The sequence below is a fragment of the Dyella lipolytica genome, from assembly GCF_030160075.1.
Lineage (GTDB): Bacteria > Pseudomonadota > Gammaproteobacteria > Xanthomonadales > Rhodanobacteraceae > Dyella_B > Dyella_B lipolytica.
Map to the genome: position 1 here is coordinate 1,488,572 of NZ_BSNQ01000003.1, position 19,841 is coordinate 1,508,412.

Annotated in this window: 21 protein-coding genes and 1 pseudogene; 7 read left to right on the forward strand and 15 right to left on the reverse strand. The window is 57.7% G+C overall.

What is annotated here, in order from left to right:
- Positions 1 to 110 precede the first annotated feature (110 nt).
- Positions 111 to 893 (reverse strand): hypothetical protein, encoded by a 783-nt coding sequence (locus tag QQL64_RS07980; protein ID WP_284397959.1) that lies wholly within the window; start codon positions 891 to 893, stop codon positions 111 to 113.
- Positions 894 to 1,025: 132 nt separating this feature from the next.
- A pseudogene (locus QQL64_RS18255) lies at positions 1,026 to 1,088 on the reverse strand (zinc-ribbon domain-containing protein); the annotation flags it as partial.
- A gap of 78 nt (positions 1,089 to 1,166) precedes the next feature.
- On the opposite strand from QQL64_RS18255, the gene QQL64_RS07985 reads away from it, so the two are divergent.
- Complete coding sequence (locus tag QQL64_RS07985; RefSeq protein ID WP_284397964.1) at positions 1,167 to 1,478, forward strand: hypothetical protein; 312 nt, start codon at positions 1,167 to 1,169, stop codon at positions 1,476 to 1,478.
- A 1,024-nt stretch (positions 1,479 to 2,502) separates the two neighbouring features.
- Positions 2,503 to 2,793 (forward strand): hypothetical protein, encoded by a 291-nt coding sequence (locus QQL64_RS07990; protein WP_284397967.1) that lies wholly within the window; start codon positions 2,503 to 2,505, stop codon positions 2,791 to 2,793.
- Positions 2,794 to 2,814: 21 nt separating this feature from the next.
- Here QQL64_RS07990 and QQL64_RS07995 read toward each other — a convergent pair whose 3' ends face one another.
- The 5 genes from QQL64_RS07995 to QQL64_RS18260 form a co-directional block, all read right to left on the reverse strand.
- Complete coding sequence (locus QQL64_RS07995) at positions 2,815 to 3,273, reverse strand: hypothetical protein (protein ID WP_284397968.1); 459 nt, start codon at positions 3,271 to 3,273, stop codon at positions 2,815 to 2,817.
- A gap of 246 nt (positions 3,274 to 3,519) precedes the next feature.
- Entirely contained in the window at positions 3,520 to 3,780 is a 261-nt protein-coding gene (locus QQL64_RS08000; protein WP_284397974.1) for a hypothetical protein, read from the reverse strand.
- 333 nt (positions 3,781 to 4,113) lie between these two features.
- On the reverse strand, positions 4,114 to 4,485 hold the full coding sequence (locus QQL64_RS08005) for a hypothetical protein (RefSeq protein WP_284397976.1): 372 nt from the start codon (positions 4,483 to 4,485) through the stop codon (positions 4,114 to 4,116).
- Positions 4,486 to 4,539: 54 nt separating this feature from the next.
- Positions 4,540 to 4,971 carry a hypothetical protein gene (locus QQL64_RS08010; RefSeq protein ID WP_284397979.1) on the reverse strand — a complete coding sequence of 144 codons (432 nt, stop codon included), beginning with the start codon at positions 4,969 to 4,971 and terminating at the stop codon, positions 4,540 to 4,542.
- Positions 4,972 to 5,010: 39 nt separating this feature from the next.
- Positions 5,011 to 5,250, reverse strand: coding sequence for a DUF6980 family protein (locus tag QQL64_RS18260; protein WP_404601005.1), 240 nt, complete (start codon positions 5,248 to 5,250; stop codon positions 5,011 to 5,013).
- A 193-nt stretch (positions 5,251 to 5,443) separates the two neighbouring features.
- Between QQL64_RS18260 and QQL64_RS08015 the strand changes: the two genes are divergently transcribed.
- Entirely contained in the window at positions 5,444 to 5,728 is a 285-nt protein-coding gene (locus tag QQL64_RS08015; RefSeq protein WP_284397980.1) for a hypothetical protein, read from the forward strand.
- 733 nt (positions 5,729 to 6,461) lie between these two features.
- Here the strand turns inward: QQL64_RS08015 and QQL64_RS08020 are convergent.
- Entirely contained in the window at positions 6,462 to 7,226 is a 765-nt protein-coding gene (locus QQL64_RS08020; protein WP_284397982.1) for an alpha/beta hydrolase, read from the reverse strand.
- 10 nt (positions 7,227 to 7,236) lie between these two features.
- Positions 7,237 to 8,754, reverse strand: a complete 1,518-nt coding sequence (locus QQL64_RS08025; RefSeq protein ID WP_284397985.1) for a GGDEF domain-containing protein — start codon at positions 8,752 to 8,754, stop codon at positions 7,237 to 7,239.
- Positions 8,755 to 9,054: 300 nt separating this feature from the next.
- Between QQL64_RS08025 and QQL64_RS08030 the strand changes: the two genes are divergently transcribed.
- The 4 genes from QQL64_RS08030 to QQL64_RS08045 all read left to right on the forward strand — a co-directional run bounded on the left by QQL64_RS08030 (position 9,055) and on the right by QQL64_RS08045 (position 15,284).
- Positions 9,055 to 9,474: a hypothetical protein gene (locus tag QQL64_RS08030; protein ID WP_284397987.1), complete on the forward strand. Its 420-nt coding sequence runs from the start codon at positions 9,055 to 9,057 to the stop codon at positions 9,472 to 9,474.
- Positions 9,475 to 9,550: 76 nt separating this feature from the next.
- Positions 9,551 to 10,825, forward strand: coding sequence for a TolC family protein (locus QQL64_RS08035; RefSeq protein WP_284397990.1), 1,275 nt, complete (start codon positions 9,551 to 9,553; stop codon positions 10,823 to 10,825).
- Positions 10,822 to 12,111, forward strand: coding sequence for an efflux RND transporter periplasmic adaptor subunit (locus QQL64_RS08040; protein WP_284397992.1), 1,290 nt, complete (start codon positions 10,822 to 10,824; stop codon positions 12,109 to 12,111). Before QQL64_RS08035 ends, QQL64_RS08040 begins: the two co-directional genes overlap by 4 nt.
- Positions 12,108 to 15,284, forward strand: coding sequence for an efflux RND transporter permease subunit (locus QQL64_RS08045; RefSeq protein WP_284397995.1), 3,177 nt, complete (start codon positions 12,108 to 12,110; stop codon positions 15,282 to 15,284). Before QQL64_RS08040 ends, QQL64_RS08045 begins: the two co-directional genes overlap by 4 nt.
- A gap of 18 nt (positions 15,285 to 15,302) precedes the next feature.
- On the opposite strand, the gene arsB is transcribed toward QQL64_RS08045, so the two are convergent.
- The 6 genes from arsB to QQL64_RS08075 are packed head-to-tail and all read right to left on the reverse strand — an operon-like array spanning position 15,303 to position 19,737.
- Complete coding sequence (gene arsB, locus QQL64_RS08050; protein WP_284399701.1) at positions 15,303 to 16,346, reverse strand: ACR3 family arsenite efflux transporter; 1,044 nt, start codon at positions 16,344 to 16,346, stop codon at positions 15,303 to 15,305.
- 16 nt (positions 16,347 to 16,362) lie between these two features.
- On the reverse strand, positions 16,363 to 16,869 hold the full coding sequence (locus tag QQL64_RS08055) for an arsenate reductase ArsC (protein ID WP_284397998.1): 507 nt from the start codon (positions 16,867 to 16,869) through the stop codon (positions 16,363 to 16,365).
- Between the two features lie 8 nt (positions 16,870 to 16,877).
- Positions 16,878 to 17,315 carry an ArsI/CadI family heavy metal resistance metalloenzyme gene (locus tag QQL64_RS08060; RefSeq protein WP_284398000.1) on the reverse strand — a complete coding sequence of 146 codons (438 nt, stop codon included), beginning with the start codon at positions 17,313 to 17,315 and terminating at the stop codon, positions 16,878 to 16,880.
- Complete coding sequence (locus QQL64_RS08065; protein WP_284398002.1) at positions 17,312 to 17,656, reverse strand: ArsR/SmtB family transcription factor; 345 nt, start codon at positions 17,654 to 17,656, stop codon at positions 17,312 to 17,314. Before QQL64_RS08065 ends, QQL64_RS08060 begins: the two co-directional genes overlap by 4 nt.
- A gap of 54 nt (positions 17,657 to 17,710) precedes the next feature.
- Positions 17,711 to 18,754 carry a sulfotransferase family protein gene (locus QQL64_RS08070; RefSeq protein WP_284398005.1) on the reverse strand — a complete coding sequence of 348 codons (1,044 nt, stop codon included), beginning with the start codon at positions 18,752 to 18,754 and terminating at the stop codon, positions 17,711 to 17,713.
- Between the two features lie 2 nt (positions 18,755 to 18,756).
- Positions 18,757 to 19,737, reverse strand: coding sequence for a hypothetical protein (locus tag QQL64_RS08075; protein WP_284398008.1), 981 nt, complete (start codon positions 19,735 to 19,737; stop codon positions 18,757 to 18,759).
- Positions 19,738 to 19,841 lie beyond the last annotated feature (104 nt).

Here is a 19,841-nt window from a genome sequence, read left to right on the forward strand (position 1 = left end):
TCATCCGGCATGGCCGGTAGTCACGTCTGTAAGCGGCATGGCGAACCGCGCAGAAACGATGCCACGAGAGCTTCCCGTTCGCTTTACGCTCAACTATCTCGTGCTGGGTGCTATTGAGCATCCGTCATGGAGCGCATCTTGTCGAACTTCTGTTGCCCTTCCTGATGCATTTCTCTCATCGCGACGACAGCTCTACCTTCATCCTGGGCCTGGCTTTGTAGCTGCCTCAGTAGCTGCTGATAGGTAGCAAGAGCGTCGTTGGGAAGATATATCTGACCATTCGACGCACGCGATTGACCTAGGTTTGCCTGGGCGAGATCCAGAATGCTGGTGATCGTCACCATGATCTGCCGTTCGATGGTCAGATAATTACCGACCACTTCCTTGCTTCTGGCTATCGATGACGTATACCCCGACATAATGTTTGCCTGCAAATGCTCGGGTGCCGTTGCAATGATCTTGTCGGAATTGCTGATGTAGTCGGTATACGACTGCTCTAGTTGGTCGAGTAGCTGTCCGTATTGCGCCACAACGTTACGCCCATTTTGAATACCCTCGCTGCTGGTCAGCGAGGTGGGGGTAAGGATCGTTGTAACGGGCAATTCGCGCGTTTCCTTCTGCAACTCTTGCACATGCGCCTGGTACGCGCTGATGTTCGCAGCCATAGCATTGAAGATACGAGCAGTGGCTTGGTCCTCGGTCTCATTAGCGACTGGCTGTGTGTCGACACTAGAACCCGAACCCGTCGCAGTTCCCGGCGCGTTCTTGGCCGCATCGTCGAGATTTCGGACTGCCGCCTTCAACTCAGCCGATGCCGGTGCCGGTGGACCGAATCCATGATGTTGCAACCAGTAGACACCTAATCCCCCCAGCACAATCGCAATACCCCACACCCACAGGGTGCCGGCGGAGGAATGCTTTGGTGCGCTCCTGTATGCCGTTCGCGATGCGTATTCAACGGGGGACGAAACACTTTTCTCAACTCTCTCGGGGAGAGTCATTGAGAATGAAGGTGCGACCTGACTGCCGCACTTTGGGCAAAACCTAGCGCCGGCGTCGACCGGCGATCCGCATGATTCGCACTTCATACCGCCCCCTGAGTTCCCTTCCCGTGTACCCAGATTACACCGGGAAATGGTTGCTCGCACTCCCACCTATCTACGAAGATGGAAATTCGTGGCGATTACGATGTCCGCTTTGGGTCGGAAGCGGACACCAAAAAGTTACCGGATAAGCTGATCTCTCCACCCGATAAGCAGCTCAACCACTTTCATGTCGTGCTCGTGATTCGCCCCCACGCCGATCTGCTCGGTGCTCAGCCAATGAAGGTATTCGGCCACATCCTTCCCATCGGTGGTGCCTTTAAGTCGCTGGAATACCTGCGGGACATAGCTTTCGTACTCATCCCTCGCCTGAGGAACGTGGGCGACTCCAACTGGATCCCATACGTAGTGAAGAACTTCGTCGATCCTGTGTAGAAGCTCTTTGTCTTGTGGCGAGAGATTCACTGGGTCATTTCCGGAGGAATTTTTATTTGGCCCGCTTTGGGTCGAAAGCAGGCATCAACGAATTATTTTTGGCGGCGTGAAGAGATGAGGAGCGATATACCGATGAGTGCGCCCATCGCAAGCATGACCCATCCAATCATTGACTGTTTGTCGGAATACAGAACCGATGCACCAAAGGCAACGAGACCGGCTACGGTGATTCCCTGAGTACTTCGCTGTGCTCGGAAGATGGACGCGTTCCGCAATGACGTTAGCTGCAGCCGAGATAGCGCCTCTGCAGTAGGTTTGCATGCCTCAGAGCAAGCCAGTCCATTGGTCACCGGAATAGAACAGGTGTGACAAACACCTCTTGCACAGCACTTGCAAACACCAATGGCGGCTGCGTCACCGTGAATGTAACACTGCATAGATTTCCCCCGTTTTGAAAATGCCTAGGCTACCCAAGAGACACACTAACGGTACAAGCCAACACTCTATATCGGGATGTGCGCGTTGGGTCCAAAGCAGATGCTTTCAGCTTGCCGCCAATCACGCCGGACAGCAACGTTGCACCTTCCCCACTGTTGGTTAGCACCGGCGGCCGGTTTGGGGTGACCGGAATTAGTGTTCCACACGGCCGGAATCCGCAGTGACTCGCGCATTACATAAACACTAGATCTCCGCGCCCACCAAGGCGACGGATCCGCCAGGCCATCGGCGACGCTAAGGCCCCGCAGAACAAACACGGCCTGCCACTCACAACGAGATATTGACTCAATCGTTGCGCGGCCGTAGTTTGCAAGGGTCGCCGCCAATTCGGCGACCGGGTGTGAGAACCCGACTAATAGAGCGCATGAGGCGCCAAGCCTTTTGCGTCCCACGTTCGCCCTATGGCGGACGTGTCGGGAAGGCTTCGGCCTGACCGAGTGCTCTATTCTCGGATTCTCACCTCGGCACGTCCGCCGCCCGCGCTCGTGCGGGGTGGCGGCCATCCCGTCGCGCAAAGGAGCGTTCGATGAAAGAGAAAGCCCCAGGAGCTTGGCTCACCCTCAACACCAGCTACTACCCTGCCCCCGTCGGCAGCCCGCTCGACCTGCTGAGTGATTCCTACATGCTGTTGGAAAGCGCTCATGGCATCGTCCATCTCATGCGAAATGCACTACAGCTCTCCCCCTGCGTCGACGCGCGCTCGCTAACGCTGGCGCTAAAAGGTGTCGAAACGCTGATGGAAATGAGTGCAGGCTCTACCGAAGCGGCCCATGTGCGCTTCGAGCAGATCGGGGACGGCTGGGTCACTGGCCACTGAAGTACCGGTCAGAGTCATGTTCTAAAAATGACTCTGACTTTTTTGCGAAAGTAGAAACTTGCTTATCTCACGCCGTAATTCCAAATCGTTGAGATCCCGAGCCTCATCGTCTGCCGCAATCGCGTATTCACGAGCCAGATCTTCCTGCCCCTTCCGTCTATAACACTCGGCCAATGCGAATCGTATCGAGACACGATATTCGCGCGCATCGTCAGCGCTCGCTGCGCCTAAAGCTCGTAGATACAGAGGTATTGCCGCGTTATCGTCTGTCGTGAAGTCCCCAAGACTCTCCCACAGGAAGGGATGGTCGTGGCCGCCGAGGCTCTGTGTTTCGCAGTAATCCTTAAGCGCGTTGTAGTGTGCCCAGTATTTTTCGGTTTGATCTTCGTTCGCGAGGAGTGACGCGAACTCCATAACGCGCTCCCAAACTTCCGTCTTCAGCTCCATTCGACTCACCTTCTCTTTGACTTCGCGTGGCATGTCTGCTTTGGGTCGGAAACAGACCTTGCTTAAGGTGATTGCTGCTACCCAGGCTATCAGTCTCCCCATCCACTTTGAGGCGGAACTGTGTTGCCCTGTTCCGGCTGCCTAAACAACATCAAAACTTGGATGCCTTTATCAGAACGGATCGCGGCCCGCCTCTCTAAATGGGCGCGATGATGCTATCCGCAGGCGTTCCGGTCATTACTGAGCGGCTTCGCTGGTCAGTTAGGATGCAAGACAACACTATTTACTATGTCTTTTCCAGTAGTGGCGAATCACAAGAAGAATGCAGATACCTAAAGCAACCGCGAATCCGCCCATTCCTAAACCGTAGTAAAAATAGATACCTTGTCCTTTAACATGGCCTTGCGTGTCATAAATATTTTGAGATGTAAACCCATACTTTTCATAGATGAATATCGGAAACCACAATCCAAGAAGCACCAATACAATGCCTATAGCGCCCTGATAAATAAGAAAGCGACGATACGATTTTTTGTTCATTAGTAGGTCCAAATGCGGTAGATACAGTGGCATTGCCGCGCTATCGTCCGTCGTGAAGTCCCCAAGACTCTCCCACAGGAAGTGATGTCGTGGCCGCCGAGGCTCTGTGTTTCGCAGCAGTCCTTAAGCGCGTTGTAGTGCGCCCAATATTTTCGGTCTGGTCGTCGTTCGCGAGGAGTAATGCGAACCCCATAACGCGCTCCCAGACTTCTGCCTTCAACTCCATTCGATCCAACTCTCTCTTTGACTTCGCGGGGCATGTCCGCTTCGAGTCGGAAGCAGACACAGCTGACTAAGTCTAACGATGCTGAACGCGCACACCATGGCAACGCGTCAAGTTCGCACCACAAAATAAACAAGGTATCGACCAGCCATTGAGACAAAGAATGAACCAAGGATAGCTAGGAAAAACAGCGACGAAGCCACGAAACCACCTTTGACTCCGCGAGAACGAAAAAAGTAGTACGGAAGTGCGATCAAGGAAAATCCAACGACTCCAACGTTTAGAAGGTAGGTGCGTCGATATGATCGCTGTTCGGTATCGAGTCGGTACCAGAGAAACATAAGAAACGCTGAAATCGCTACCAAAACCGCGGCAATAAGGCCAGGAGGGTGAGCATGTCTTTGGTAAAAATACTGCGCCGTAGCGCCACCCAAAAATGTAATTAGCGCCATAAGCCAAATCACGATTGTCTTTGGATTCATTGCGTGTCCTTTTAGTAAACCCCTTTGGGTCGAAAGCGGACGCTTTTGTTTCTATCACTGATTGCCGCGCGCTAAGTCACGAGCCGCACGCTTGGATGCCTTCCAAGTACGCACATTGTCCGCAACGATTTGAAGTCGGGACTTTTGTTTAGCGCTTAACGGCGCACGCTTCGCCTTTCGGAGAAGCGCATCAAACATGTACCCAGACCGAAAGAAATACGGCCTGATCTCAAGGAAGCAGATCACCGCTTCCATAGTGTCTGAGTCACCCTCAAGTAAGCGATCGATAACGCCTCTACATCCTCCAGGAAAGGCTAGCTCATCGTATTTACTATGAAATTCCTCGCAGGCTTTCTGCCATTCTTCCCGCTTTTCTTGACTTACGTCTCTCAAAGCAAACGTTTCATGGATGCGTTTATGGAGACGAACAACTTCGGCGGCATTCTTTTTAATTGAGAACTTGATTCGATCTGACTGATTTGGCATACGACTTTCCCCGTTGCCTGGATTTGAAAGCAGGCGTGCTCAGGTCGCCACAGTCCCCGCAGCATAGGGTACGCGTCGGCTTGCCGGCAGTTTTGTGCCGCAGAAAGGGCAGTAACGGATGGAATAGGACGATGACCCACCGTCATGAATGACCAGGCCATATCCGTTAACCGCGTTGGTATATTTCAGCACTCGATCTGGACAGTCCTGCGGATCTGGGTGGTCCGGGCATGTCATTTCGACGTGCCGAGTCATCTCATCACAACAATGCTTTGTCATTGAGTCCGTCTTCCAGGGTCATTCCCACAGATCGTCAGTTCACGGTCTTACAGCCTTTTCCAAAGCGTCCGCTTTGGGTCGAAAGCGGATATTCCAATTCTGCCAATGAACAGGCGAATCTGCATCTTCGCTCCCCAGTCAGTAGCAAACGTGATTGATACTATGCGGCTACTAATCGCCAAGGAAGCCGACCATGTATTTCAAGGTACGAATCAACGGGGCCGATTTTGGTGTCTTCGGCCACCCAAATGTCCTGAACATGCACCTCGCAGTGCAGTGGGTCCGCCTGAATGATGATGAAGGAGCCGAGCTATTTGCGAGCGCGGTTTGCCTGGAAGACGGAAAGCGCTATTTCTACGACTGGGTGCAACACCCTCTTTCATCGTCCGACGTTGTTGAAATTGCGCCAACGGATGACACAGTGGTTCCAGAGCCAAGGATCAAATATGAGATGAAATCTAGGAACACAGCCAACTAGTGGTATGTCAGCTTTGGGTCGGAAGTGGACATTTCAAACGCTTGGCGAATTTACACTACGACGTGTAAGAAGCCCGCAGTTAGTTTTCACGGCCCTACTTCTGTAGCAGATCAAGGCTTTCTTTGCCCCCTAGTTAGCATGTTCGCCCGTTAAAGCGGCCTTGATAGTTCATATGCACCCGTATGGTATCTACGCACGCTTATAGGTGTCCCCGACCTCAGCGGCACGCCTGATTCAACTCGTACTTGAATAAAGTCACCGTTTTTCAGCTTTACCAAAGCGACCACGGCATTTCCACGTAACCCTGATGCCGACACCCCAGTTGAAATGACACCCGTTGATTGGACTGTGCCTGATAGTTCATCAAATGGCCCCGATGCAGATGACCTAAGTGCCACGAAACAAATGCTGGCCAAAAGAAAAATCGCAAAAACAACGCCACCGATACGCGCCCTGCGACTCATCGGAGGTCGGGCGTTAATTGATTGCAGATCCATGCTGCCGCACTCCTCAACAATAGGATCGAAAGATGCTTCGGGTGTAGTTAGTGCAGATCGGATGCCTTTCTCCAGCGACACTACCTAAACGTCCGCTTCGAAAAACGGGGTCAAGTTGCCATTTCGAAATTCAATCCAACCCAGTTGCTCCGATCATTGTTACTTCTGCACCATGTCACCAGAACCACAATCAACAACGGGCAGGCCAAAGGCTTGAAGATCCACTTCATAGCGTTTTAAGCACCTTGCCGCACAAAACTACATAGCTCGGGCCTCTCCCACACCCCATTATGGGACGTTGGCACGTGCAGCCATATGGGCGCCTTGTTTGGAAAGGCGGCAACCAACGCACGCGTCCGCTCTGACGAAATAATCTCATCCTGATCTGCCTGCAGAATCGCCACCGGGAGGTTGCTTAGTTGTGTGGCGGCAGCGCCGCTGTCGTAGGTGTCCTTCATTAACCATCGCACCGGCAGGTAGGGGAAATGATCTTGTGCAACAAGATCCAAACGATCATAGGGCGTTACCAGAAGTAGCTTATCGGGGCGCGCTTGCACCGCGACTTGAGTAGCAACGCCAGTACCAAGGCTGATACCAATGATGCCGACATGACGATGCGTTTTCTCCACTTGCCGGACGAGCGCAACACCGTCCTCGACGAGAGTTTTTTCGCTCGGGGACCCGGCCTGCCCTTCATAGCCTCGGTATGGCATCAGATAAATCGCGCGCGCCGTGCAGTCACGCCACTGATCGCCTACCGGGTTCAACGCCAAAGCATTACCCCCGAAGACAACCCATGCATCGTCCGCCTCAGGATGAACAATCCATCCGTGAAGCGTGACATCGGGTCGATGCACGACTAGTTCACCCCACGGGGCTGATGGAGGCGGTGCGGGGTAAATCAAACGATTTTCGGCTAAGCGCAGCGTCCCGAGGAAAATCGCTGCCAAAACGAGGACGGCAAGAATCACTTCGAGCAACTTCTTACCAAATGCTTCCATACCGTCCTCATCATCTGATGGTGTTATCGCGCATATCAAACCCGTTCCATCCAGAAGATAAATCCTGTGCCGATCCTTCGGCTACTTCCACGCGATCCCGTCCGTTGTTCTTCGCCATGTAAAGCGCCCGATCGGATTCTTCGAGCAGCACCACCGGATCCATAGGCGTGTCGGACGTCTGCGTGGCAATACCGATACTCACCGTGATGCGCTCGTAGGGGCTGCAGGGATGTGGGATCTGCAGACGTTCGATGACACCAACCATTCGCCTTGCCGCTTCAACTGCAGTCTCCGCCGACGCATCCATCAGCACGACAACAAATTCCTCGCCGCCGTAGCGCACCACTAGATCGCATGCGCGCAGCTGGCTGCTTAGCGCAGAAGCTACTTTGATCAAGCAAGCATCTCCGGCGATGTGGCCTAGGCTATCGTTGTATTGCTTGAAGAAATCGATATCGATCATCAACAGCGAGCAGTGGTGACCGGTGCGCCGCCCTTCCTGCAATGCCTCACGCAGGCGCGTATCGAGTGTTACGCGATTGGCAATGCCCGTCAGCGGGTCGCGCCCCACTTGCTGCTCCAGGCGCAAGGCGCTCAGGTCACCGGCGCGCTTCATGTCCATATGGCGGCTTTGGATAAATGCGACGCGCAAGCCGTAAAACAACACGGATACGCAACCTGTCAGCAGGCCGATAGAAAAGCTGATCCGTGTGATGCTGAAGCCCAGCATGACGACCATCATCGACAGAATGATCGGCGCAAACGATGCGATGGTTTGCGACACCGCCAGCGATGGATGGAAGGCACGCAACCAGCGTGGCGGTTGCCGTATCGCCACCAGCGCCAGCAATGCGTGGGGGATATCCACTAGCGAGCCGGCCCACCATGGCAGGCCATGCAGCTCTACGCGGTTGTAGATGGTCGCGACGATTGCATTGACCAGCAAGTAGCTGCTGGCTGCGTAGTAAAAGAAACGCCAACGAAAGCTGCGCGCACCCAGCAGGCGCAGGATGGCCATGAGTGCCAGCGAAAAATCGATGGCGTCCGCTTGATAGAGCACCACGTAGATACTGGTGGGGTCCTTGGCTAGCGGTCCGCTCAACATCTGTGTGAAGAATTCATACAGCAAGATCGCCACCACGCACGACATGGCCAGGTCGAGCCTCGCCACGACGCGCGGTTCATCGCGCGCGAACGAGCGCGACACCATGAAGACGCAGGGGAGCACATACAAGCTGGAGAAAACCGTGGCGAGTGCGGACAGGTAACCGCCCTTGTCACCCATCAGGGTCGTAAGGAGGTTGGTACTTCCCCACAGCACTTGCATCAGGATGGCCGACGCCAGCAGCAGCCAAGGCAACCGGATCAGCGGCGGGCTGCGCCTGTAGCGCGTGAAAACCGCCCACAGCGCCGTGCCCTGCACGGCCAACAGCATCAATTGTGGCCACGCATCTTCCGCGTGGCCACTCCAGTTCGCCAGAACAAGATGGGCTAGCAGCAGTAATACGAGTAGCAAACCGACGCGCAAAAAGCCTCTCCCTTAAGACAGGACATCGAAGGCGGCGCGGCATCTATAGACCATTTGCGTCACATTCGCGGGACGTACCCATGTCCTCGTTAACACCCTTGACGCATGATCGCGGGGACATATGACGGCCGCGCTCATGCCGGCCTTGCTTCCCGCCGTAGCGCTGGCAAGGCTGTTACTACACCAAGCAAGTTACGGGCCTTAACAATTAAGGGGGTCTCGCCATGCTCCGGGGCGTAGTACCATTCCGGCTCGATGACCCACCTTCGCATCCCGAGACTGGCCCCAAAACGTTGGCGTTTGCGCGATATCCGTCGTGCGCGCCTGACACGCTGGCTGCTGCTCGCGGGGGTGTTGTTCATGCTCGGGATGCAATCTGCCCTGGCGAGCTACGCCTGCGCGATGCCATCGGAAATGATGGAGGCGACGATGGGCATGAGCACGTCCGCCGCCGATGCGTCGATGGCGGCTACCTGCCCGCAGATGAAGCATACGGCCGCCGATCGGATGGTGTGCGCCAAGCACTGTGCCTCCGACGCCTCCGCACCGACCGCCGTTCATCCGCTGTCCGTGCCACCCAGTGTTTTGGTGGCTCTACCGCCTGAACTGCCGGCTGCTGTGGCGCTGACGTCGCCGATGACAGCCCAGCAGCGGCAACGTGATCGTCTCCGAGCGCCGCCGCCACCGGCCAGCCTCCTGTTCTGCTCCCTGTTGATTTAGCGAGTCGCGCTTCGTGTTGAAGCGTCGTCGTGCCCGTCTGGGCGCGATATCCGTTAGATCCTGGGAGTAATCCGTCATGTGGTTTTATCGTTTCGCCCGACGCGCGATCGCGTTGGGTTGTGCTGTCGTCCTGAGTGGGACGATGGCTGCCGCCGCGTATGCGGCTGATCCACCGTTAACCCTTCAGGCCGCTATCCAGCAAGGCATGGCGCAAGCGCCCTTGCTGATGGCACATCACGCGCACGTTGCCTCGATGCATGAGGAAGCGGTTCGCGCCGGTCGTTTGCCTGACCCGACATTGAATTTCGGCGTCCAGAATTTTCCCATCACCGCGCCAGGTGCTTTCAGCGTTCGATCTGACCCTATGACGATGCGTGTCGTAGGCGTCACGCAGGCGCTCCCTTCCCGCGCGGCACGTTCTGCCGATCGCGAAGCGGCGGATGCCGAGATCAAAGCGGCCGATGCTGAAGGTGCCGACACGATCCAATCGATCCAGGAACGTATCGCCGATGCCTGGATCGACCTGTGGGCGGCACAGCAAAAGCGCGCACTGCTCTCCGAACTGCACGCTGAAAATGCGTTGGCAGTGCAAATTGCGCAGGCACGATTGAAAGGCGGTAGCGGCAGCGCGACCGATGCACTGGCGGTTCGCGCCGAGACGGCGGCACTCGACAATCGCCTGGAAGCCGCCGATGCGGATATTGCCGTGGCTCAAGCGGGTTTGCAGCGATGGCTGGGACACACCGCTACGAATCTTGGCGACGCCCCCGACTTTGGAAAGTTGCCGGTCACGCCCGAGCATCTGGAGCAAGCCGTCGACCAGCAAGCCCCGATGCAAATGTGGGAGGCCCGCGAACAAGTCGCGCAAGCCGCGCTGGATCGGGCGCGTGCGACCAAACACCCCGACTGGAGCGTGAGTTTTCTTTACGGCCAGCGCGCAGGTCCGCTCTCGGACATGGTGATGGTGGAATTTGGTGTGTCGTTGCCACTGTTCACACGCAATCGGCAGGATCGAGCCATCAGTGCGAAAGAAGAGCAATGGGAGGCGGCTCAAGACAACCGTGAAGATGCGCGTCGCGAACAACGCGCCGTCGTAGCGCGCACTGTCGCGAGTTGGCAGGGCTGGGTGCGCCAGATCCAGCGATATCAGGACACGATGCTTCCGCTCGATCGTGACCGCACGAAAACGGCACTCGCTGCCTACCGCGGTGGCGACGCCTTGCAACCCTGGCTCGACGCCCGTCGCGACGAAATCGAACTGCGCCAAACCTACGTCGATGCACTCACGGCACGCGCACGGTTGTGGGCATCGCTGGCCTATCTGTTACCTACGTCGGAGGCCATGCCATGAAGCGTGCGCTGATTGTTTTCGCCGCCATCGTGATGGCAACTCTGTTGCTCGTGATCGGCTTTCTGAGTGGCCGTCATACGTCGCCCTCATCCATGCCGGCCAACATGGCAAGCACCTCGCCCGATGGCCATGGCAAGAAAATTCTGTATTGGTACGACACGATGGTGCCGCAGGAGCACTTCGATCGTCCCGGCCTTTCGCCAATGGGCATGCAGATGGTGCCCAAGTACGCCGACGAAGGCGCCGATCCGAACATCATCCGGATCGATCCGGCGACCGTGCAAAATCTCGGCATACGTACAGTGACCGTTGAACGCCGTGTGTTGGCATCAGCGATCCAGGTGCCAGGTACGATCACTTGGGATCTGCGACAGGCGACGACCGTGAGTGCACGCGCCGATGGTGTGGTGACCACGCTATTCGTCCGCGCGCCCTATACCACGATCACGGCAGGCGAACCCTTGGCCGCCTTGCTGGCGCCACAATGGAACAGTGCACTGGCCGAGTACGGCGCACTTCAACAAGCGCAATCGTCCGATGCCCAAGCGCTTCGTGCCGCGGCACGGCAACGTCTTGGCGTATTGGGACTCAGCGATGCGGATATTCGGACGGCGCATCGCGGTGTGGATGGCGGGATCGTCCTGCATGCGCCGCAGGCAGGTGTGGTCACGACACTGGATGTACGAGAGGGGCAGCGGGTCAGCGCAGGCCAGACGCTGATGACCATCAACGGTCTATCTACCGTGTGGATCGAAGCAGCACTTCCGCAGGCAGTCGCCGGCACCGTGCGAAGCGGTACACCGGTCAGCGTGACCGCCGATGCGCTGCCGGGTCGTGTCTTCCACGGCACGGTGGAAACGCTGCTGCCGGATATCGATGCCATGACGCGTACGCAGCGCGCTCGCATCGTGTTGGCCAATCCCGATGCTGCGTTGAGTCCGGGCATGTTCGCGACCGTACAACTCGCCCCGGCGAGCGGTGAAGCCGTGCCGGTGATACCGGACGACGCACTGATCACGACGGGTTCTCAGGCGCGCGTCATCGTGTCCGAAGGAAATGGCCACTTCCGGGCGATGGCCGTGCGCACCGGGCGTGCTTCCGGCGGCTATACGGAAATTCTCGCCGGACTCGAAGGTAACGAGAAGGTCGTGATCTCCGGTCAATTCCTCATCGATTCGGAGGCCAGTCTGTCGGGAGCCCTGGACCGGTTGAATGGAAACACCGTTCAACCAGCGCCTGCAGCGAGTGCGCCCATGTCCGATATGCACATGGGAGATCAACCATGATCGCCGCGTTGATTCGCGCGGCCATCGCGCATCGACTCTTCGTTCTGTTGGCTGCGGTGATAGTGGCGGTGATCGGGGTGTACGCCACGATGCACACGCCCATCGATGCCTTGCCCGACCTGTCCGATACGCAGGTGATCATTCGCACGAACTGGCCTGGTCAATCGCCTCAGGTCGTGGAGGATCAGGTCACTTATCCGCTGGCGACCACCATGCTTTCGGTACCCGGCGCCAAAGTCGTGCGTGGCTATTCGTTCTTCGGTGATTCGTATGTCTATGTGCTGTTCGATGACAGCACGGATCTGTATTGGGCACGCTCGCGGGTGTTGGAATACCTCAGCCAGGTGCGCAGCAGCCTTCCTGCGGGTGTGAATCCTGCGCTGGGCCCCGATGCGACGGGACTCGGTTGGATCTACGAATACGCCTTGATCGATCGCACCGGTCAACACGATCTCGGTCAACTGCGGGCGATCCAGGATTGGTTCTTGCGCTACCAGCTCAAAACGGTGCCGGACGTGGCCGAAGTCGCGAGCGTCGGTGGCATGGAGCGCGCCTGGCAAATCGTGCCCAATCCGCAAGCGTTGGCCGCACGTGGCATTACCGTCTCGCAACTGGTCGAGGCGGTGCGTGCCGCGAACGGTGCCAACGGCGGCTCGGTGATCGAACAAGGTGAAGCCGAACTGATGGTGCGCAGCGAAGGTTATCTGACGAGTCGCGCGGACTTCGAGAATGTATCCATTACGGCCAATGCCTCCGGTGTGCCGGTGTTGCTGCGTGACGTGGCGACGGTGCGGCGTGGACCGACCTTTCGTCGCGGTATCGCCGAACTGGATGGTCAAGGTGAAGTGGCCGGCGGCGTGATTGTGCTGCGCTCAGGCAAGAACGCCAGGGCGGCTATTGCCGCCGTGAAGGCCAAACTGGCCGAGCTTCGACGCAGCTTGCCACCCGGCGTGGAGATCGTGCCGACCTACGACCGCTCGCAATTGATCGATGCAGCTGTCGAGAACGTTTGGGGCAAGCTCATTGAAGAATTCATCGTGGTTGCATTGGTCTGCGTGCTGTTCCTAGGCCATCTACGTTCCGCACTAGTCGCAGTGATCACTTTGCCGCTCGGCGTGCTAGCCGCCTTCATTGTGATGAACGTGCAAGGCGTCTCCGCGAATTTGATGTCGCTCGGTGGCATTGCGATCGCCATCGGCGCGATGGTCGATGCCGCGATCGTGATGATCGAGAATGCACACAAGCATCTGGAACATTGGCGCGACACACACGAGGGACAAGAGCCGCAAGGCGCTACGCGCTGGGCACTGGTGGCAGAGTCGGCAGCCGAGGTTGGGCCTGCGCTTTTCGTCAGTCTTCTGATCATCGCGCTCTCGTTCGTGCCGGTGTTCGCGCTGCAGGGACAGGAAGGCAAACTGTTCAAGCCGCTCGCCTTCACCAAGACCTACGCAATGGCCGCTGCTGCAGCTCTCGCGGTCACGCTGGTGCCGGTGTTGATGGGATACCTGGTGCGTGGTCGTATCCGCTCCGAGCACAACAATCCGCTCAATCGTGGGCTGATGGCGTTGTATCGGCCTGTTCTCGACGCGGTGTTGCGTTACCCGAAAGCAACGCTGGTGCTGGCCGGCGTGTTGTTGCTGAGCGCAGTCATTCCGTTGAGCCAACTGGGTAGCGAGTTCATGCCGCCGATGGACGAAGGCACCCTGCTCTACATGCCTACGGCACTTCCTGGATTGTCGGCCGACAAGGCATCGCAGTTGCTGCAACTGACCGATCGCATGATCAAGACGGTGCCGGAGGTCGATCATGTTTTCGGCAAAGCGGGACGCGCCGAGACCGCCACCGATCCCGCTCCGTTGGAGATGTTCGAAACCACCATCACGTTCAAGCCCAAGGATCAATGGCGCCCTGGCATGACCATGGCGAAGATCGAGCAGGAGCTGGACAAGGCGGTGCACGTTCCGGGTTTGACCAATCTGTTCGTGCCGCCGATCCGCAACCGCATCGACATGCTGTCCACCGGCATCAAGAGTCCGATCGGGATCAAAGTGCTCGGCACGGATCTGTCGACGCTGCAAATGGTCGCCGATCGCATCGAAACAGTGGCGAAGACCGTGCCCGGTGTGAGTTCGGCGATCGCCGAGCGCCCTGTGAGCGGCCGCTACGTCGACGTGCATATACGCCGCGATGACGCGGCACGCTATGGACTCACTCAGGAGCAGGTGCAGCAACTGATTGCGGCCGTGGTCGGTGGTGATCCGATCGGTCAGACGGTGGAAGGACGCGAGCGCTATCCGATCGTGGTGCGCTATCCACGCCTTGAACGCGATTCCGTCGAAGCTATCCGGCAACTGCCGATCGTGGCCGCCAACGGTGCGCAACTTGCGCTGAGCCAGATAGCCGACATCAACGTGGCCGCTGGGCCAACGATGCTGAAAAGCGAAAACGGTCAGCTCGCTACCTACGTCTACGTCGACACCAACGGTAGCGATTTGGGCACGGTGGTGAATCGGCTGCAGCAGTTTGTGGCTCAACAGGTACCGCTACCCCCTGGCGTCACCGTGGCCTGGTCGGGTCAGTTCGAGTATCTGGCGAGCGCGATGGAACGCTTGAAGCTTGTGGTGCCTGCGGCCCTGGTGATCATCTTTGCGCTGATCTACGTCGTGTTCCGCCGCCCTAGCGAAGCGGCCATGATCATGGCGAGTGTGCCGCTCGCGCTGGTCGGTGGCCTGTGGCTAATCTGGTGGCTCGGTCATGCCGTTTCCGTCGCAACGATGATCGGTTTCATCGCGCTCAGCGGTGTCGCTGCGGAGTTCGGCGTGGTGATGTTGTTGTATCTGCGTCACGCCTGGGATCGCCAGCTTGAGCACAACCCTCAGGCCGGACTCGCCGAGCTGGACGCAGCGATTCGCGAGGGTGCGGTGCAACGCGTACGACCCAAGGCGATGACGGTGGCGGTGATTCTGGCGGGTTTGTTTCCGATCCTGCTCGGCAACGGTGCCGGCTCGGAAGTCATGCAACGTATCGCTGCACCGATGATCGGCGGCATGCTCACGGCACCCTTGCTATCCATGGTGGTGCTGCCGGCGGCGTTCCGTCTTCTCGCGCTGCATCGGATCAGGAAGACGCATCGAGCGAACGCCTTGCTCCACTCCTATCGGCAAGAGGGGTAATGCGCTGCTCGATTACCGTTACGGCTTGGCTTCAACAGCTTTAGGTTGCAGAAACCACGGTTCGGTGCGTCGAACGATGTGCACCACCGAAAGCATGACGGGAACCTCCACGAGCACACCCACGACAGTCGCCAATGCTGCTCCGGAGCGAAGCCCGAACAAGCTAATGGCGGCCGCGACAGCGAGTTCAAAGAAATTGCTGGCCCCGATCAATGCGGCGGGGCCAGCAACGCAGTGCGGTACACCCAGCCAACGACTTAGGCCGTAGGCTATGCCCGCGTTGAAGTAAACCTGCAACACGATGGGTATGGCGAGGAGTGCGATGACCATCGGCTGCGCAATGATGGCCTCGCCTTGAAAGCCAAACAGCAGGACCAGTGTTGCCAGCAGTGCTGCGGTAGACCACGGATCGATGCGCTTGATCGTGGCATCGAGGGCTTGCTGTCCTGCGTTTCGAAGCAGGTGCCAACGCCACCACTGAGCCAGCAGCACCGGCACGACGATGTACAACACGACGGAAAGCAGCAGCGTGCCCCACGGGACGTGAATAGAGGCGACGCCTAATAGCAGCCCGACAATCGGCGCGAACGCGACGACCATGATGGTGTCGTTCAACGCCACCTGCACGAGTGTGAAGTTAGGCTCGCCGCCGCACAGCCGCGACCATACGAACACCATGGCGGTGCACGGCGCCGCCGCGAGCAGAATCAAGCCGGCGATGTAAGCATCGTGCTGTCCGGCGGGTAGCCATGCTGCAAACACATGCCGGACGAACAGCCAACCGAGTAACGCCATCGAGAACGGTTTGATCGCCCAATTGACAAGCAGCGTTACACCCATGCCTCGCGCTTGTTGGCGCACGCCGGCAAGTTGACTGAAGTCCACTTTCAATAGCATCGGGACGATCATCAACCACACCAGCACGGCCACTGGCAGGTTGATGTGCTGCACTTCCAGGCCAGCCAGGATGGTGAAGACCGAAGGCAGTGCATGCCCGAGCGAAATGCCTGCCACGATGCATAACGCCACCCACAGACTTAGATAGCGAGCGAAGGTGCCCATGGCGGCGTCACGTTGATCACTCACGATGCGCACCTGTTTGACCGATGGCACGCAGTTCCTGCTGGGTCGCTACGCGGTCGAGCTTGTCCAGCGGCAACGCGAGCAGGAGGTCGACGCGATGCTTGAGCATCATCCACGCCGAACGGAATGCCTTGCGACGTTCTTCATCGGAGCCTTCGACGGTAACCGGATCGGGCACACCCCAATGCGCGGTGACAGGCTGGCCCGGCCAGATGGGACACACTTCGCCAGCGGCGTTGTCGCAGACCGTGATGACCATATCGATCGAAGGCGAATCGGGTTGTGCGAATTCATCCCAGCTTTTGCTGCGCAATGGCTCTTGGTAGCCGATGCTGCGGGCCAGCTCTTCGGCCATGGGCTGGATTCTTCCGCTGGGAAAACTGCCGGCGCTGAAGGCTTTGAAATGACCCTTGCCCAAGACGTTGAGCAGGCTTTCTGCCATCACGCTGCGAGCCGAGTTGCCTGTGCATAGGAAGAGCACGTTGTAGGGCTGTGTACGCATAGTCATCCTCAGCAACAGCTGCCAGCGGCTTTCGGGCCGCAGCAAGGCGCTGCATCACTTTGTTCGGGCGCATTGGTGTAGGTGGTGGCCTCACCATGCGTGTAGAAGCTTTCCCAGCGCACACCCTGTGGATCTTCGGCCCAGAACTTATCCGAGCGTGCGTAGCAACAGGTGGTGGACTTCTCAGCCAGGGCGACAGCATCGGCTGCCTGCAAGCGCTCTCCGATCACGGACAGTTCACCCTCATCCTCTGCCTGCAGCCCTAAATGATCCACGCCCAATAGGCGGCCACTTTGGGAGATCGCGAAATTCACGCGCGGGTCGTCCAGCATCCACTTGGCGTAATCCGATTTGACGACGGTGGGTGCGGCGCCAAACAGCATGGAATAAAAGCGAATACTGCTGTCGATCTCGTCGACATTCACGTGCACATGAAAGCGTTTCATGATGTTCTCCGACGGGGTTTGCAAACCGCTGCAGGCTGACAGTCGGCCGAGGACGACAACCCGGCACAGCAGTTTTCGGTGAGGTAGCCAAGAAGCTCGTTCATCTGTGTGTAGTTCGCCGTGCACTGGATGACACGGCCACGGCGCTCGTCGCTCACCAGCCCTGCGCGACGAAGAATGTGCAGGTGGTTGGTCAGCGTGGCACCGGGGAGACCGGTCGCCTGGCCCAACTCCCCCACGGACAAGCCGGCATCGCCCGCTTGAACCAGCAGACGGAAAAGGTTGAGGCGGTGCTCTTGTGCGAGGGCGTCGAGGCACGCCAGGGCAATGATCGATTCCATATTTCGATAATTATGGAAATATGGAATCGATGTCAAGTGCTTGGCGTGGATGATTCAGGAGAGACGGCGAAGCAGCTCCATACCGGGCGCGCACGCCGACTCGAGGCGTGCCCGCTCGTCGGTGGGCAAGCTCACCCACTTCGGCGGGTTCTTCCGCACGCGACCAGCGGCCAACGCGAGCCACGAAGGATCGTCCAAGCTTGGGTCCATGAAGCGGACGATGCGCTGGAGCTCGGCTTGGGGTGCATCGAGCATCGACTCGTACCGCACGTGGAGCACCCGCTCGGCGGGCACCTTCTCCAATAGCTTCAAGCCCACGGCGATCATCTCCGACCAGGCCATGCCGATCGGTTCGATCGGGAGCTCGAAGCGCTGGAACACGTCGACGTCGAAACTCTCAGGTACGAGCCCACGCCACGCTGGCGGCAAATCTTCGGGTGCCTGATACGTCGGCGTGAGATACGGAGCGGAACCAAATCTCTGTTTGAAGATGGTGTCGATCATGCCCATCCGCATCAAAGGAAACCGGCTCGCCGAGACCGCGAACTCCCGACCGTCGCGAAAGACGTGGATGAACTTGGCCGTCGGAAAGAAGTGCGACAAGGGATGGACGAGGCCAAGCGAGGCGCCCGAGCGCTCGCACCAGAACCGCCGGCCGAGGCGCGTACACAACCACTGGAACACCCGCAGGTACTGCGTGTGGATTCGATCTTCCGGCAACGACTGCACGAAGACGCCAAGCTCCTCGTGGAGCCCGTCGGGGTCTTCGGTGAGTAGCGGAAGCGTCATCGCCAACAGCGGCGGAATACCCGTCTCGCGGAAGCGCAGAGCGGAAGCCAGCGGATAGCGAAACTCATCGATAGCGAGGCCGCGTTCCATCAGGCGAAGCCAAGCTGTATGGCGAGGTCGCGGCTCGCTCAACACGGACCAGAGGTTCGGACCGTCGACGGGATCCTTCCGAAAGCTAAGCGGGTGAAGCGCGTTGAACAGCTCGGAGAGACTCAGAACGTCCGGATGCAGCGAGAGCAGCTCAGAGAGCATCGTCGAGCCGGAACGGCCCGTGCTGACGATGAAGAGAGGGGTTTGCGAATTAGCCATTTTTACTCATGAAAATGGACACGTTGCGCATACCACCAGCGTCCCCACACAGCCATGATTACGGCTGAGATGGCGCAGAAAAAAATGGCTGGAATGCGTGCATTACCGAGGTCTGGACCCATAAGCAAAGCAATGGTCTGCATGATGAAACCGCCGACAAGAGCGACAAAACCAAATCGCCATGCCAGCAGTCGCCGTCGGTAGACGCCATAGGCCAGGGCCAACATCGAAACACCATAGATCGCTGCAACGTAGCGCAATCGCATATCGGCGTAGTGCCTGATAACGCTATGCGCCATATTCGACTGGTAGCTCTGAATACCGGTGAATGCAGAGATGCATCCCATCACGCCGGACAAGGCGAGCACCGCGGTCACGATAAGTATGACTCTGGGTGTTTTGTTCGACTGAGGCGTGCCGTGCACGTCCGCGAACGCACCGATTTGCGGCCCTGCGACCGGCACATTCAATGCAATGCGAATAACGTTCGACAACCACGCCTGGTCGTTGCGCGAGAGCCAGCCGCCCAAACGCACCATTGCGGCTCCCGCTAGAAGCATGCCGATTCCAGCCAAAGACACGGGCGCTGATTTCGGTGAATGGATGGCAGCTATGAGGCCAGTGGCCACAAACAGGGTGCAAAAACCAAACCAAAAGCCCATAAACAGCTTCACAAACCAGTTCAACGTGAAGCGCCCGGTGAGAACGACTTTGTGACCACGCTGCTCGAAGTGGCCCACATAAAAAGGCTTGAACGAGTTACCGACCATGGGGATGACTCGCTGTAGCGATACACGCGATTCCTTCACCGTACCGGAAGCCGCTTCCTGCGAAACCGAAAAAACACCCCAGCGTCGCGTAGCAGCCCTGAGGCGTTCGACGGATTCGGCCATCCCGAATGCGCTTTCAAACTCGACAGGATCGGATCCCGACCACAAACGCTTTATCCCCTGAAACATGCGATCCCCTTTGCACTTTCCCACTCCTCATTTCACGGAATCTAGAAATGAAAAGAGTGAAATCCGATTGAGTATTCAGAACTCAACCTACCTCTCTTTAGCCGCGCGCCGCAGTCGACAAGCTCATA